The 14,170-nt window shown below is 46.1% G+C and carries 14 protein-coding genes; 4 read left to right on the top strand and 10 right to left on the bottom strand.

The features are described from left to right. Positions 1–113: 113 nt before the first annotated feature. The 3 genes from OU793_RS12240 (at position 114) to folA (ending at position 1,960) form a co-directional block, all read left to right on the top strand. Complete coding sequence (locus OU793_RS12240; RefSeq protein WP_005459610.1) at positions 114–914, top strand: threonine/serine exporter family protein; 801 nt, start codon at positions 114–116, stop codon at positions 912–914. After that, on the top strand, positions 914–1,387 hold the full coding sequence (locus OU793_RS12235) for a threonine/serine exporter family protein (RefSeq protein WP_005459611.1): 474 nt from the start codon (positions 914–916) through the stop codon (positions 1,385–1,387). The genes OU793_RS12240 and OU793_RS12235 overlap by 1 nt, the downstream gene beginning before the upstream one ends. Before the next feature lie 69 nt (positions 1,388–1,456). After that, positions 1,457–1,960: a type 3 dihydrofolate reductase gene (gene folA, locus OU793_RS12230; RefSeq protein WP_025545709.1), complete on the top strand. Its 504-nt coding sequence runs from the start codon at positions 1,457–1,459 to the stop codon at positions 1,958–1,960. 80 nt (positions 1,961–2,040) lie between these two features. Here the strand turns inward: folA and apaH are convergent, their stop codons facing one another. From apaH to lptD, 6 genes are all read right to left on the bottom strand, one after another. Further along, entirely contained in the window at positions 2,041–2,847 is an 807-nt protein-coding gene (apaH, locus tag OU793_RS12225) for a bis(5'-nucleosyl)-tetraphosphatase (symmetrical) ApaH (RefSeq protein WP_025545711.1), read from the bottom strand. Positions 2,848–2,863: 16 nt separating this feature from the next. Beyond that, positions 2,864–3,244: a Co2+/Mg2+ efflux protein ApaG gene (apaG, locus tag OU793_RS12220; RefSeq protein WP_005459620.1), complete on the bottom strand. Its 381-nt coding sequence runs from the start codon at positions 3,242–3,244 to the stop codon at positions 2,864–2,866. 65 nt (positions 3,245–3,309) lie between these two features. Continuing rightward, positions 3,310–4,119, bottom strand: a complete 810-nt coding sequence (rsmA, locus tag OU793_RS12215) for a 16S rRNA (adenine(1518)-N(6)/adenine(1519)-N(6))-dimethyltransferase RsmA (protein ID WP_005459622.1) — start codon at positions 4,117–4,119, stop codon at positions 3,310–3,312. After that, a complete protein-coding gene (gene pdxA / locus OU793_RS12210) occupies positions 4,116–5,114 on the bottom strand; it encodes a 4-hydroxythreonine-4-phosphate dehydrogenase PdxA (protein ID WP_042771691.1) in 999 nt (332 codons plus the stop codon). Before pdxA ends, rsmA begins: the two co-directional genes overlap by 4 nt. Next, the gene (gene surA, locus OU793_RS12205; protein ID WP_005459625.1) at positions 5,104–6,387 is read right to left on the bottom strand and encodes a peptidylprolyl isomerase SurA; all 1,284 of its coding nucleotides are present in this window, start codon (positions 6,385–6,387) and stop codon (positions 5,104–5,106) included. The genes pdxA and surA overlap by 11 nt, the downstream gene beginning before the upstream one ends. A 61-nt stretch (positions 6,388–6,448) precedes the next feature. Then, positions 6,449–8,794, bottom strand: a complete 2,346-nt coding sequence (gene lptD / locus OU793_RS12200; RefSeq protein ID WP_005459627.1) for an LPS assembly protein LptD — start codon at positions 8,792–8,794, stop codon at positions 6,449–6,451. A 267-nt stretch (positions 8,795–9,061) separates the two neighbouring features. On the opposite strand from lptD, the gene djlA reads away from it, so the two are divergent. Next, positions 9,062–9,916, top strand: coding sequence for a co-chaperone DjlA (gene djlA, locus OU793_RS12195; RefSeq protein ID WP_029837042.1), 855 nt, complete (start codon positions 9,062–9,064; stop codon positions 9,914–9,916). A gap of 109 nt (positions 9,917–10,025) precedes the next feature. On the opposite strand, the gene OU793_RS12190 is transcribed toward djlA, so the two are convergent. From OU793_RS12190 to leuB, 4 genes are all read right to left on the bottom strand, one after another. Next, complete coding sequence (locus OU793_RS12190) at positions 10,026–10,808, bottom strand: DUF547 domain-containing protein (RefSeq protein ID WP_042771686.1); 783 nt, start codon at positions 10,806–10,808, stop codon at positions 10,026–10,028. A gap of 132 nt (positions 10,809–10,940) precedes the next feature. Beyond that, on the bottom strand, positions 10,941–11,543 hold the full coding sequence (gene leuD / locus OU793_RS12185; protein WP_042771685.1) for a 3-isopropylmalate dehydratase small subunit: 603 nt from the start codon (positions 11,541–11,543) through the stop codon (positions 10,941–10,943). Between the two features lie 11 nt (positions 11,544–11,554). Then, complete coding sequence (leuC, locus tag OU793_RS12180; RefSeq protein ID WP_005459505.1) at positions 11,555–12,970, bottom strand: 3-isopropylmalate dehydratase large subunit; 1,416 nt, start codon at positions 12,968–12,970, stop codon at positions 11,555–11,557. 90 nt (positions 12,971–13,060) lie between these two features. After that, positions 13,061–14,152: a 3-isopropylmalate dehydrogenase gene (gene leuB, locus OU793_RS12175; protein WP_005459506.1), complete on the bottom strand. Its 1,092-nt coding sequence runs from the start codon at positions 14,150–14,152 to the stop codon at positions 13,061–13,063. Between the last annotated feature and the right edge of the window lie 18 nt (positions 14,153–14,170).

The raw sequence follows: 14,170 nt of genomic DNA, 5'->3' as shown, positions 1-14,170 counted from the left end.
ATATTTAGATGATGTGATTTGCGGCACAATAGTGGCTTCGCGTGATAATTCGGGACTGTTTGACCTCCTTCACGTGAGAGTAAGCAACACCCTAAAAGGACTTAGACCTATCTATGAATCTAGAAACCATACCGTCTGGAGAGTTGACGGTATCTAACCAACGCTCCATTTCTCGACTTGTCGCTCAAGCCGGACAAATGCTGTTGGCCCATGGCGCAGAAAGTACGCTTGTGTGCGATATCATGCGTCGTATTGGCTTAGCTTGTGGCGTGCATGAAGTGGCTGTAGCCCTCTCAGCCAATGCCTTGGTTGTCACGACCGTAATGGATGGACACTGCATCACCACTACTCGAAGCTGTGCCGATCGTGGCATCAACATGCGCGTTATTACGCAAATTCAACGCATCTGTATCATGATGGAGCGCGGGTTACTCGATGCTGCCATGGCGCAGAAAAAACTGAATACCATCAGCCCAGAACGGTACAACCGCTGGCTAGTGGTGCTTATGATTGGCTTATCATGCGCGGCATTCAGCCATTTAGCGGGTGGCGATTGGGGCGTATTTATTATGACCTTCTTGGCCTCGGCTGGTGGCATGATCGTGCGCCAAGAGATTGGCCATCGTCACTTCAATCCATTACTTAACTTTGCTGCTACCGCATTTGTAACCACGTTGATTTCTGCTCAAGCTGAAATTTATCAAATTGGTAATTTACCAACCGTAGCGATGGCATCGTCGGTATTAATGTTGGTGCCTGGTTTTCCACTGATTAATTCGGTAGCAGACATGCTAAAAGGTCACATTAATATGGGTATTGCTCGGTTTGTAATGGCCAGTTTGCTGACGTTAGCAACGTGTTTGGGCATTGTGGCGGCAATGAGTGTAACTGGTATTTGGGGGTGGGCAATTTAATGAATATTTTTGATTTAACGCTCGGTTTGCTCAATGACATGTTTTTTGCAGCCATCCCTGCAGTCGGCTTTGCGTTGGTGTTTAATGTGCCACAGCGAGCTTTGATCTATTGCGCGGTAGGTGGTGCGATTGGTCACGGAAGTCGTTACTTGATGATGCAGTTTGGAGTACCGATTGAGTGGGCGACCTTCTTCGCTGCCACCTTGGTTGGCATGATAGGGGTTCATTGGTCTCACCGCTTTTTGGCTCATCCAAAAGTGTTTACTGTCGCTGCATTGATACCTATGGTGCCGGGAGTTTTTGCTTACAAAGCGATGATTGCGATGGTGGAGATTAACCATTTGGGTTACTCGCCAGAGTTAATTGCGACCTGCATGGAGAACTTTCTTAAAGCCATGTTTATTATTGCTGGTCTAGCAGTTGGCCTCGCAGTTCCTGGGCTGTTATTCTACCGCCGCAGACCTATTGTATAGTTGTCATTTGTCCTGCGTCGTTATTTATGTATAATTTGCGCTCCATTTTTATCAAGGTACAGTAAGTTTATGATTAGTATGATTGCGGCAATGGCACACAACAGTGCTATTGATAAAGAAAAGCCGATGATCATCGGAAACAATAACGCTATGCCTTGGCATTTACCTGCAGATTTTGCTTGGTTTAAACAGCACACTTTGGGTAAACCAGTCATTATGGGACGTAAAACGTTTGAGTCTATAGGGAAGGCCTTGCCTGATAGACTTAATATTGTAATCACCCGTGATGCTTCATTTAGAGCTGATGGTGTTACTGTTGTATCTTCCCCGTCTTTAGCGTTAGATGCGGCAAAAGGACATGATGAAATAATGGTGATTGGTGGTGGGAGCATATACGAAGCATTTCTTGATAAAGCTGATAAGTTGTATTTAACTTTCATTGACGCTGATGTTGAGGGTGATACTCAGTTCCCACAATGGAGTAGTGACTTCAAAGAAACGTATTCTGAAACCTACCAAGCGGATGAGAAAAACGCTTACAACATGCGTTTTACGATTTTAGAAAAGCAATAGTTAGAAAAGTCTCTCGAAGCAGAATAGAAAAAAGCACCGTAAACACGGTGCTTTTTGTTTTTGGAGTAAGGATCTAGTGATTAATCGAGAGCGTCTTGGATAAAGAGTTGTTTGTCTTCCCAACGGATCATCGTCAGCGAACCACCCCAGACACAGCCAGTATCGAGTCCAATGACTTTTTCATCGATATAGCCCTGCAATGCTGCCCAGTGACCGAATAACACTGTTTTTTCTAACGGTATGCGGTGTGGCAGTTCAAACCAAGGTACCAATTGGTCACCTGTGACTTCTTGCGGAGGCAGTTTGCAGTCCATATCTAAACGACCATCAGAAAAGCAGAAACGCATTCTTGTAAAGGCATTGATGATATAACGATAGCGATCCAGACCTTCCAGAGAGTCATCCCAAAGATCTGGTAAGTTGCTGTACATGTTTTTTAGCAACCACGGCAACTCTTCGCCTTGGATAATATGTTCTACTTCGCGAGCGCATTGTCTGGCTGTTTCTAAATCCCATTGCGGTGAGATACCCGCATGACACATCACAAACTCGTCGTGCTCTGCCAGAAGAGGTCGTTTAGCTAGCCAAGAGAGCAGTTCTTCGCGGTCTTTAGCGAGGAAAATAGGGGTCGTTTTATCTTTGTCTTTTCGCTTTTTCAGGCCGTAAGATACAGCCAGTAAATGTAAGTCATGATTGCCGAGTACGACTTTTGCGCTGTCACCGAGTGACTTTACGAAGCGCAGTGTTTCGAGTGATTTCGGGCCGCGAGCCACCAAATCTCCTGCGAGCCAAAGTTGGTCATGTTGAGTGGAAAAGTTGACGCGCTTGAGTAGCTGCTGTAGTTCGTCAAAACAGCCTTGGATGTCACCAACGATATAGGTAGCCACTGAATCTCCAATCTTATTAATTTAAAACGTTCGGAATCGCTAAACGAAATGGCTCAATTTCAGTGATGAATTCCTGGCCTTTTTCATCCAGCATTTTGTAGTGTCCTTGCATGACACCAACAGGCGTTTCTAACGCGGTACCACTGCTGTAAGTGTATTCATCGTTGCTTGGAATAAACGGCTGCTGCCCAACAACACCTTCTCCCTCTACCGTCATTTGTTTACCGTTGGAATCGGTAATCAACCATCGGCGACTTATGAGCTGTACTGTCTGTTGGCTGAGGTTTTTAATGGTAATGACGTAGGCGAAAACAAAGCGTTGTAGCTCTGGATTGGATTGCTCTTCGATGTATTTGGTGTGAACTTGAATCTTGATGCAGGGTTGAATGACGTCCATGTGCACTCCTTGATAAACTTAATAATAAGCCAAACCGGCAAGGGTTTGGCTTATTGTTTGAGTTATTAGTGCTGCGGGTTGTCCGCTAGCCAGTTCGCCATCGCGACGAATTGTTGTAGCGTTAGGTTTTCTGGACGCATGCTTGGGTTTACACCTAGCTCTTCCAGAACTTCTGCGCTCAACAGAGATTTGTAGCAGTTACGCACGGTTTTACGGCGTTGGTTAAAGCCTTCACGACAAACTCGATCGAGTAAACGTAGATCTTTCGCTGGGCATGGTAGCTCTTCATAAGGTACTAGGCGAACAACAGCGGAGTCTACTTTCGGAGGCGGAACAAATGCGGTTGGTGGCACTTCTAGTACAGGTACAACTTTACAGTAGTACTGCGCCATTACCGTTAGACGACCGTAAGCTTTACTGCCCGGGCCTGCTGCCAAGCGATTCACCACTTCTTTTTGAAGCATAAAGTGCATGTCTTGAATGTCTTTATGGAATTCAAATAGGTGGAACATCAAAGGTGTAGAGATGTTGTACGGCAAGTTACCGAAGATACGCAGCTTGTTGTTTGGCTTCACTAACTGAGTGAAGTCAAAGCGCATTGCGTCGCCTTCATGAATCGTTAGTTTGTCTGCCAAATCAGGGTGGTTACGTAAACGCTCGGCTAAGTCACGGTCCAGTTCGATGACGGTGAACTTATCTACTTCACGGCCAACGGGTTCTGTGATTGCACCAAGACCCGGGCCGATCTCAACCAGATTCTGACCTGGCTTTGGGTTAATTGCTGATACGATGCCATCAATAATGTATGGATCGTTCAGGAAGTTTTGACCAAAACGTTTACGCGCTTTGTGTCCTAAATGGACATCATTTCTCATTGTTTCTTCTCTACCAATTCTATCGCATGCGTGAGCGCTGTTCGGAAGCTCCCTGTATCCGCTTGACCTGTCCCTGCCAGTTCTAATGCAGTACCGTGATCTACCGAGGTTCTAATAAAAGGTAGACCAAGAGTAATGTTTACTGAACGTCCAAAGCCTTTGTATTTTAATACTGGCAATACTTGGTCGTGGTACATGCCTAAAACAGCATCTGCATCGTTTAAATATTTTTCATTGAAAATGGTATCTGCCGGCAGTGGGCCGATCAGCTTGATACCTTTTTCTTTTTGAATCTTTTCCAGTGTCGGAGTGATGGTTTCGATCTCTTCACGACCTAAACAGCCATCTTCACCTGCATGAGGATTAAGCCCGCAAACATAGATGTTTGGCTCTGCGATGGCAAATTTTTCTACGAGGTCTTTATGAAGAATATCGATGATCTTCTCTAGTCGCTCTTCGGTGACCGCTTTTGACACATACGCCAATGGAATATGTGTGGTAACCAATGCGACACGCAGTCCTTCTGTTGCCAACATCATCACCACTAACGGTGTATTTGATTTCTCGGCAAAGAATTCAGTATGACCACTGAATGCAACACCTGCGCGATTGATCACCCCCTTGTGAACAGGGCCGGTGACAATAGCATCAAATTCACCATTCATACAGCCCAAAGCGGCTCTTTCTAGCGTTTTTAATACGTAGTGGCCGTTGGCTTCATTAAGTTGACCAGCAATCGCGTTTTCCGAAATTTCAACGTGGTCAACGATAAGTGTGCCCGCTTTTTGCGCCTTAGGTGCTTCTTCAGGATTGTAATCAAAGAGTTGGACATCAATGCCAAGCATTTTGGCACGTTCCAGCAACATGTTTTTATCTGCGCAGACGACAATCTGGTGTGCCCAATCTTCTTTTGATAGAGCCAGCACTAAGTCAGGGCCGATGCCCGCAGGTTCTCCTGCGGTTACGACAATTCTGCGAATTGAATTAGTTGTCATTGTTGTCATCCACGATTTCAACAAACGCACTTGCACGCAGCTCTTGCATCCATGCGCCTGCTTCTTCATTAAACTTACGATTGAACAGAATGCGGTAAGCTTTATTCTTCATTGCTGAATCTGTGCGGTCGACTTGGCGTCGGTCTAACACTTCAACAATGTGCCAGCCATGAACCGTTTTGAATGGTTCACTGATTGAGCCAACTGGTAGTGTTTCAACTTGGTGTTTAAATTCAGGAACATAAAGATCCGGTGTTTGGTAACCAAGTTCACCATCTTGAGCCGCAGAGCCCGGGTCTTGGCTGTATTGTGAGGCCAATTGAGCAAAGGTCGCTTCGCCAGCTTTGATGCGACGAACGAATTCATTTAACTGCTTTTTAGCGCCTTCATCACTAAGAATCACGGTTGGTTTGATCAGAATATGGCGAGCGTTAACTTCCGTCACCGCAACGGTTTCTAGACCCTTCACATCTTCAATTTTTAGGATGTGGAAACCAACTCCACTACGGAATGGACCAATGATACTGCCTTTGTTCTGCATCTTGATTTGATCAGCAAAGATGGTTGGCATTTCTTCTTTACGCATCCAACCCCAATCTCCACCTTGGAGAGCTTTCGGACCTTTAGAGTAGGTGTAAGCCATTTCGGTGAAGTCTGCGCCGTCATTCAGTTTTTTAACCAGGGCTTTCGCTTGTGCTTCTACTTCTGATTTATCTTGACCGTCGGTGAAACGCAGTTGGATATGACCGATTTTGTATTGCACGGTTGCGTTGGTTTCTTTAGCTAGCTGGTCTGCAAGGCTATCAACTTCTGCTGGAAGGATATTGATTCGGCGACGAACTAGCGCATTACGAGCTTCTGACGCTGCAATTTCTTTACGGATTTGCTCGCGGAACTCTGGGTAGCTTAGGCCTTCTGCTTGCACGGATGCTGCCAGTTCTTCCACGCTTTGGTTATTGTTGCGTGCGATTTCTGCGATGGCTTGGTTTAGACGGTTATCGTCGATGCGTACACCAATACGGTCAGCTTCTTGGCCTTGCAGCGTATCGATGATCAGTTTTTCTACCACTTGCTCTTTGAGCACGCTTGCCGAAGGTAGACTTTTTCCGCTTTGACGAGCATTGGCTTGTAGGGTTTTCATCGCAGTATTGATGTCGCTTTGTAGAATGACACCGTCGTTAACGATGACAGCAACCTTATCAAGCTCTACCGGTGCTGCTACTGCTCCACAAGAGAGTAGGGTCGTGAATAAGATTGATTTCCAAATTTTCATTTAAAATTCCGTCAGTATTTTTTGAAGAAGCGTCTTATTTAGAGTAAGACGCTTAATTCGATTAATTGTTCAAATAGAATGGGCGACCGTATTTAATCGCGTTGTCGGAACCATCCAGTTCTTTGACTGCTGTACCGGTGCTTTGATTTGTCGCAAAGCCTTGAATACCGAAGTTAACACTAAAGTTGTTTTCGTATTCAGGAGAGGAGCCCGTACTGCCGATGGCTTGATTTTCCCAACCGAGTAATTGGTTAGAGTATGTCAAACCAATGTACCAACAATCAGATTGGTAACGCAGGCTTGCTAGCCATTCCATATCGGTATTTTCATTCAGGTCATAGTAGTACTGACCGCTTGCAGACCAGTTACGGTTGAACTCGTATGCCGCTACGATACCTGCTTGTGAAATACCTTTACGAGTAATAGTGTCGAGGTTTTCGAGAATGATCGTATCTTCGATGTATTCGCGAGTGACATAGCGGTAGTTACCTTGAATAAAGCCGCCGTTAAACTGATATTCCAACGTACTGTTGGCAAGCTGCATTGAGCTTAAGTCGATGTCGTACTGAACGCCACCGTGATAGAACAGGTAGTCGTTGTAGTTGAAATCAGCTTCAACTGCCCATGAAGAGTAGTTGGTTGTCTCGTCTGGAATGTTCGGGCTATTGCTGATTTTCGTCTTCTTATCGAAGTAGTAGATCTGACCAAACGACACGTTCAAACGTTCTTTGTAGTCATCATCAAAGAAGCGCGTACTTGCACCGTAGCTCAGCTGGTTAGCCGATGCGATTTTATCAATACCACTGTACTTACGACTGCGGAATAGACCGTAGTAGTCAGTTTGCAGCAGCGTTGTATCGTAGTTGTAGATGTTGGTTTGATCTTCTTCTGGTACGTAAAGGTACTGAAGCTGTGGTTCTAGCGTTTGTGTGTAGCCTTTGATCCAACTGGTGTCACGCTCTAAGTAAATCTGAGCATGGGTACGGAACTCAGGAATAACACGAGAAACTTGTTCATCAAGCTGGTTTTTCAAGTCCACGTCTGTCAAGCCAGTAAGGTCTTGAGAGTAGTAAGTGGAAAGTACGCGCGCTTCCGTTGTCCAAGTGGCCCAAGAGTTTGACAGCGGCATGGTTAGTCCCGGCTCTATGTGAACGCGAGTCGCGTTTGGTCGAGCGGTATCACTAGTGTCAAAACGGCTGACTTGGCTTTTTACGTCGAAGTTAAGGTGATCACCCCACAACGGCGTGTAGTAGTTCAAATCTAATTGAGGAAGCAAACGATATGGACGGTTTTCTTCTTTCAAGAGGATTTGGAAATCTCGAACGGTTAAAGACGCATCCCAGAAATCTGAACGGTACTGCACATGTCCTTCTTGGACTAACTGGCCGTCTTCACGGTTACCGATGTCAGAGTCCAAATCTAGGAAGTAATCAATGTCACTGACTTGTGAGTAATCAACTTTAACAATCCACTGTTTATTGATAATACCATCGTGCTTAACTTGGTAACCCCAGCGAGAATCATCTTGATATTTTTTATCGCTGTTGAGGTATTCGCCTTTCAGTTTACCTTCACCCCAACCATCGGTTAGGTAACGGAAATCGGTGTCGAGTTTGGTGCCACGTTGCTGCATGTAGAGTGCAGTGAGTGTCATGTCGTATTGAGGTGCGATGTTCCAGTAAAATGGCACTTCCACTTCCATACCATCACTAGAACCGTAAGAAAGAGAAGGGAATAGGAAACCGGTTTTACGCGTATTACCAATAGGCATAGTCATGTATGGCACGTAAAACACGGGCACATCCATGATCTCAAAACGAGGGTGGTGCAGCGTGGCGGTCTCTTCGTCTTGGTCTACGTCAATACCAGACGCAACCAAGCGCCATGAATTATCGCCTTCCGGACATGATGTGATTGAGCCATCTTCTAGTTCATAGACAGACTGACCTGTACGCGCAATGTAAGCAGCAGTACCACGACCTTGTTGGCAAAGAAATTGGTATTCGGTGTTTTCAAGCGAGAAGGTATCTTGGTTGATGTCGTTGGTAACACGATCTGAGCGGGCTTTAACTTGTCCGTCATTGAAGGTCACGTTGCCTTCTGCCACCACCACGTTGTCTTGTTGGTGCAGGGTTACGCTATCTGCGGTGATTTTCTTCGGACCTTGCGTTACTTGGACGTTTCCAGAGTATTGTGCTTTGTCACCATTAATGGCTTGCAGGTTGTCCGCTTCTACCACTACTGGGGTATTAAGAGCGTCCTCCTCGCCACTTGTTTCGACCAAACATTGATCTGTGGCGGGCATTTCCTGCACACTATCATTTATATTCGCTTCAGCTTGAGTGGTGGGTACAAACAAGGCGGTGCTGATAGAGGCCGCTATAAATGTGCGGGAGAAATGTTGCATTGAATTGAACTTTCCTGTGTCACTACTACTCGATGGCTATAGGGCTTGTTGTACCCTAGCGTCATAGCCAAATGAATCAACTATAGTCGCAATTGTCCCAGCGTATTGATTTGCTATGGCATAATGACGACAAAAATAGCTGCAAAGATAAGCAGGCGAAATGGCCTAGCCGAAATAAAACTAATTCCATTATCATAAAGGAAATCGTTCCATCCGGCACTATAAGACCGTCGTCGTCGATAAAAATTCATTGATAGAGAACACATAATGCATATTTTTGGCAAAATTCTGGGTGCCTTTTTTGGCTTGTTACTGGGTGGTCCATTCGGTTTGCTGTTTGGTTTATTTATTGGTCACCAATTCGATAAAGCCCGACGTTTAAGTCAAGCTGGGTTCTCTACAGGCGGCTTTGGAAAAGGACCGAGTCAGGCGCAGCGTCAGGAAGAATTCTTTAAAGCGGCGTTTGCAGTAATGGGACACGTGGCAAAAGCCAAAGGGCAGGTCACTAAAGAAGAGATCCAACTTGCGACTGCCATGATGGATCGTATGAATTTGCATGGCGAACAACGCCGTGCGGCGCAAGATGCGTTCCGCGAAGGGAAAGAGAGTGATTTCCCATTAGAAGATGTGCTGGTGCGTGTAAAAATCTCGACCGCTGGCCGTTTTGATTTGCTGCAATTCTTCCTTGAACTGCAAATTTCCGCGGCCTTTGCTGATGGAGCTATCCATCCAAGTGAACGTAATGTGTTGCACAAAATTGCTCGTGGTTTAGGTTTCTCCTCTGAGCAACTAGAGCGTCGCCTACAAATGCAAGAAGCGGCGTTCCGTTTCCAACATCAAGGTGGTTTCCATGGTCAGCAACAAGGCCAATACCAGTCGTCAGGTTGGCAGCAAGCCTCACAGGCGGATCAATTGGCCGATGCGTACAAAATTTTGGATGTGTCACCAGAGTCGGACGGTAAAACCGTTAAACGAGCTTACCGTAAGTTAATGAATGAGCATCACCCTGATAAATTGATGGCCAAAGGTTTACCGCCAGAAATGATGAACGTCGCAAAAGAAAAATCGCAAGAAATTCAAAACGCTTACGATTTAATTAAAAAGGTTAAAGGCTTTAAGTAAGCCAAAATCTATCAAGCAAACTAGAAAGTAAAAAGGGCACTTGGTGCCCTTTTTAGCTTTTGGGTTATCGGTGGTTAAAAGCATCTCAAGCTGAACAAGGCTGGATAAATCAGTCGGCTTGGTTCAAGTTCCAATCGTAGTCGTACTTCACCCGACCAGAAAAACGGTTGTATTGTGGCGCGTACTTTCTGATGTGGTTAAACACCTCTTTCTCACCACCAAAATCAACGGTAAACCACTCATAAATTGAAGATATTTTCGCCGTGTCGCCTTCAATAGAGACGCCTTTTTTGCTGTTGATAAAGGTCTTTGCGGCACTCTCTAGCAAGGCTTGAGTATTCTCAGCGGTAAAAGCTTGAGTTTGAAGATTCGGGCAGCCTAGGCTTGCACAATTGACAGCGTAGTGCGTTCTTGGGTCTTGCCAGATTGGTCGTAAAATTCGGTGCTCAATATCATTCAAGGTCAGACTTTTTCCGTTAATGGTGATGACATCTTGATCCCATGGGCCAAAGCTAAACAGCCCGCCTAACTTGGTGATCGACGTTATCGGGTAGTTATCCAAAATTAGGTGAACCGTCAGCGCGTTGTACAGATTTACCCAATACGCGTATTGCTCGGCTTGGCGGTATTGCAATGGATTTAAACTAGCAAGACGTTGAATGTACTGCTTTAACTTTGTTTTATCGGCGAACGAGACTTGGTTGTAACGAAATAGAGTGTTGTCGCCTCGGGTAACTAGATAGCTGTCGAGTAACTGTTGCCACTCCAGATGAGAGATTGAGGTTTGGTTGACCTCGTTGGACTGCTGCCAATAAGGCCATAAGTTGGCTTTTGGTGCGGCGAGAGCGGAAAAGGAGAGTAGGGCACACAGTAGCAATAAGAAACGCTTCATAGAGAGACCTTTAGTGAGACTTAATTGTTAGTGTAGACCCGTCTAGTTGTTGTTTTCTTTCTTTAATCTACGCATAAAAACAAAACAGGCTGACAATGGTCAGCCTGTTATTTGTGTATTCAAGGATGCGTTTTAACGCAGGAAGCTCGGGATATTGGCTTCATACTCAGCGATTTTGTCTTCGTGCTGAAGCGTCAAACCGATGTTATCTAAGCCATTAAGCAGGCAGTGACGACGGAACTCGTCGATTTTAAAGTCATACTCCTTGCCGTTTGCGCGCACTTTTAGGGCTTCCAGATCCACTTCAATTTGCGCACCTCCATTGGTTTCAACGAATTGGAACAGTTCATCCACTTCTTGCTCAGTCAGACGAACCGGAACCATTTGGTTGTTGATGGAGTTACCGTAGAAAATGTCCGCAAAACTAGGTGCGATCATCGCTTTAATGCCGTAATCAGCCAAAGCCCAAGGTGCGTGTTCACGAGATGAGCCACAGCCGAAGTTTTCACGCGCAAGTAGGATAGAAGCGCCTTGGTAACGTGGCGCATTCATTACAAACTCAGGGTTTGGTCGCTCGCCTGCATCATCAAGGAAGCGCCAGTCATGGAAAAGATGCTTACCGAAACCTAGGCGAGAAACTTTTTGTAAAAACTGCTTTGGAATAATGGCATCCGTGTCAACGTTGGCGGCATCTAGAGGCACAACCAAACCAGTATGTTGTTTAAAACCTGACATGATTGTTCTCCTTAATCCTGTTTATCAAAAGTTAATTCACGAATGTCAACAAAGTGACCAGCGATAGCTGCCGCGGCTGCCATTGCAGGGCTAACCAAGTGAGTGCGACCATCACGGCCCTGACGGCCTTCAAAGTTACGGTTTGATGTTGATGCACAACGCTCGTGAGGTCCCAAACGGTCATTGTTCATTGCTAAACACATTGAACAACCTGGTAGACGCCATTCAAAGCCCGCTTCTTTAAAGATGACATCCAAGCCTTCGGCTTCTGCTTGTGCTTTCACCTGTTCTGAGCCCGGAACAATCAATGCTTGAACGTGCGATGCGACCTTACGGCCTTTCGCCACGACGGCGGCAGCGCGCATGTCTTCGATGCGAGAGTTCGTACAAGAGCCAACAAACACTTTATCTACTTGGTAGTCAGACAATGATTTGCCTGCTTCTAGGCCCATGTAAGCCAATGCTTTTTCAGCAGACGCTTTTTCGATTGGATCTGTGAAGCTTTCTGGTGCTGGAATCGGTTGGTCAACGGCAATGACCTGACCTGGGTTTGTGCCCCAAGTTACTTGTGGTTTGATGTCAGCAGCGTTTAGCGTTACTACGGCATCAAATTCGGCATCTGCGTCAGTTTTTAACGTCTTCCAGTACTCTACTGCGGCATCAAAATCTGCGCCTTGCGGTGAGAACTTACGACCTTTGATATATTCAAACGTGGTTTCATCTGGTGCAATTAGGCCTGCTTTTGCGCCCAGTTCAATGGCCATGTTACATACCGTCATGCGGCCTTCCATAGAAAGGTCAGTAATCGCTTCACCGCAGAATTCAACCACATAACCAGTACCGCCCGCAGCCGTTGTTTTGCCGATGATCGCTAGAACGATATCTTTCGCGGTAATACCCGGTGCGACTTTACCTTTCACTTCGATTTTCATTGTTTTCGCACGTGCTTGTTTTAGCGTTTGAGTCGCTAGTACGTGTTCAACTTCTGATGTACCGATACCGAAAGCCAGTGAGCCAAATGCCCCGTGTGTTGCGGTATGAGAGTCACCACAAACGATGGTCATACCCGGTAGAGTAATGCCTAGCTCTGGGCCCATAACATGGACGATGCCCTGATATTTGTGGTTTAGGTCGTAAAGGGTAACACCGAACTCTTCGCAGTTTTTCGATAGCGTTTCCATTTGGATACGCGCCATCTCGCCAGAGGCATTGATGTCTTTGGTTGTGGTCGAAACGTTGTGATCCATCGTGGCGAACGTTTTGCTAACCTGACGAACTTTACGACCTTTTTCACGCAAGCCATCAAAGGCTTGTGGAGAGGTCACTTCGTGTACCAAGTGACGATCAATATAAAGAATAGGGGTTTCCCCTTCTGCCGCGACTGCAACGTGTGCGTCGTAGACTTTTTCGTATAGTGTTTTGCCCATTGCTTCCTTTCCTCGTCGTCCTTGTCACCGCAACGGGATGATCCGCTCTGGTGATGGCAAACGACAGTTATATTTATAATGTCAGTCTGTTTATGAGTTCAAAATGTACTCAGCGATCTTGTCACCCATTTCTGATGTCGTCAGTGCAGGCTTGTCGCTTGCTAGGTCTGCGGTAAGCTCACCTGCCGAAAGTGCTTTAGATACTGCGGATTCGATATCTTGCGCCGCAGCTTCTTCGCCAAGGCTGTAACGCAGCATCAGTGCTGCAGAAAGGATCTGTGCAACTGGGTTAGCAATGTTTTTGCCTGCGATATCTGGTGCGCTGCCACCGGCAGGCTCGTATAGGCCGAACTTGCTTTCGTTAAGACTTGCTGAAGGCAACATGCCCATAGAGCCCGTGATCATTGCACACTCATCAGAGATGATGTCACCAAAGATGTTTGAACATAACATGACGTCAAACTGGGCTGGGTCTTTGATTAACTGCATGGTCGCGTTGTCGATGTACATGTGAGACAACTCGACATCTGGGTAGTCTTTGGCAATCTCTTCCACAACTTCACGCCATAAGATAGAACTCTGCAGCACGTTTGCTTTGTCAATTGAGCACACTTTCTTACGACGTAGACGAGCAGATTCAAACGCGATTTTTGCAATACGTTCGATTTCGTAGCGGTGGTACACCTCGGTATCAAATGCTTTTTCGTTAGCGCCTTCACCCTCGCGGCCTTTCGGTTGGCCGAAGTAGATGCCACCAGTTAGTTCGCGTACGACGACAATATCAAAGCCGCGACCTGAGATGTCTGCACGTAGCGGTGAGAAAGCTTCTAGACCAGCGTGGATTTGCGCTGGACGAAGGTTACAAAACAGTTGGAAGTGCTTACGTAGTGGCAGCAGTGCACCGCGCTCTGGCTGGTCGTTTGGTGGCAAATGTTCCCACTTAGGGCCACCAACCGAACCAAATAGAACCGCGTCAGACTCTTCACACGCTGTTACCGTACTTTCTGGAAGTGGGCAACCATGATTATCGATAGCAATACCACCAACATCATGTTCTTCGCGCTCAAATGAGATGCCATGTTTTTGCTCGATCGCATCCAGAACTTTATGCGCTTGAGCCATCACTTCTGGGCCGATGCCGTCACCAGGAAGTACGGCAATTTTGTATGATTTGTCTGTCATGTTATTCCTTTAATCTTC

Origin of the sequence: Vibrio sp. VP6 (genome assembly GCF_028823755.1) — a bacterium.
GTDB lineage: Bacteria > Pseudomonadota > Gammaproteobacteria > Enterobacterales > Vibrionaceae > Vibrio > Vibrio parahaemolyticus.
This window is presented reverse-complemented; position numbering and strand designations above follow the sequence as displayed.

What these genes read in the sequence shown, in the direction of transcription:
- OU793_RS12190 (WP_042771686.1), bottom strand. Translation starts at nt 10,808, where the DNA reads ATGAAGCGTTTCTTATTGCTACTGTGTGCCCTACTCTCCTTTTCCGCT.
- djlA (WP_029837042.1), top strand. Translation starts at nt 9,062, where the DNA reads ATGCATATTTTTGGCAAAATTCTGGGTGCCTTTTTTGGCTTGTTACTG.
- apaG (WP_005459620.1), bottom strand. Translation starts at nt 3,244, where the DNA reads ATGGACGTCATTCAACCCTGCATCAAGATTCAAGTTCACACCAAATAC.
- lptD (WP_005459627.1), bottom strand. Translation starts at nt 8,794, where the DNA reads ATGCAACATTTCTCCCGCACATTTATAGCGGCCTCTATCAGCACCGCC.
- leuB (WP_005459506.1), bottom strand. Translation starts at nt 14,152, where the DNA reads ATGACAGACAAATCATACAAAATTGCCGTACTTCCTGGTGACGGCATC.
- OU793_RS12235 (WP_005459611.1), top strand. Translation starts at nt 914, where the DNA reads ATGAATATTTTTGATTTAACGCTCGGTTTGCTCAATGACATGTTTTTT.
- rsmA (WP_005459622.1), bottom strand. Translation starts at nt 4,119, where the DNA reads ATGAGAAATGATGTCCATTTAGGACACAAAGCGCGTAAACGTTTTGGT.
- leuD (WP_042771685.1), bottom strand. Translation starts at nt 11,543, where the DNA reads ATGTCAGGTTTTAAACAACATACTGGTTTGGTTGTGCCTCTAGATGCC.
- surA (WP_005459625.1), bottom strand. Translation starts at nt 6,387, where the DNA reads ATGAAAATTTGGAAATCAATCTTATTCACGACCCTACTCTCTTGTGGA.
- pdxA (WP_042771691.1), bottom strand. Translation starts at nt 5,114, where the DNA reads ATGACAACTAATTCAATTCGCAGAATTGTCGTAACCGCAGGAGAACCT.
- folA (WP_025545709.1), top strand. Translation starts at nt 1,457, where the DNA reads ATGATTAGTATGATTGCGGCAATGGCACACAACAGTGCTATTGATAAA.
- OU793_RS12240 (WP_005459610.1), top strand. Translation starts at nt 114, where the DNA reads ATGAATCTAGAAACCATACCGTCTGGAGAGTTGACGGTATCTAACCAA.
- leuC (WP_005459505.1), bottom strand. Translation starts at nt 12,970, where the DNA reads ATGGGCAAAACACTATACGAAAAAGTCTACGACGCACACGTTGCAGTC.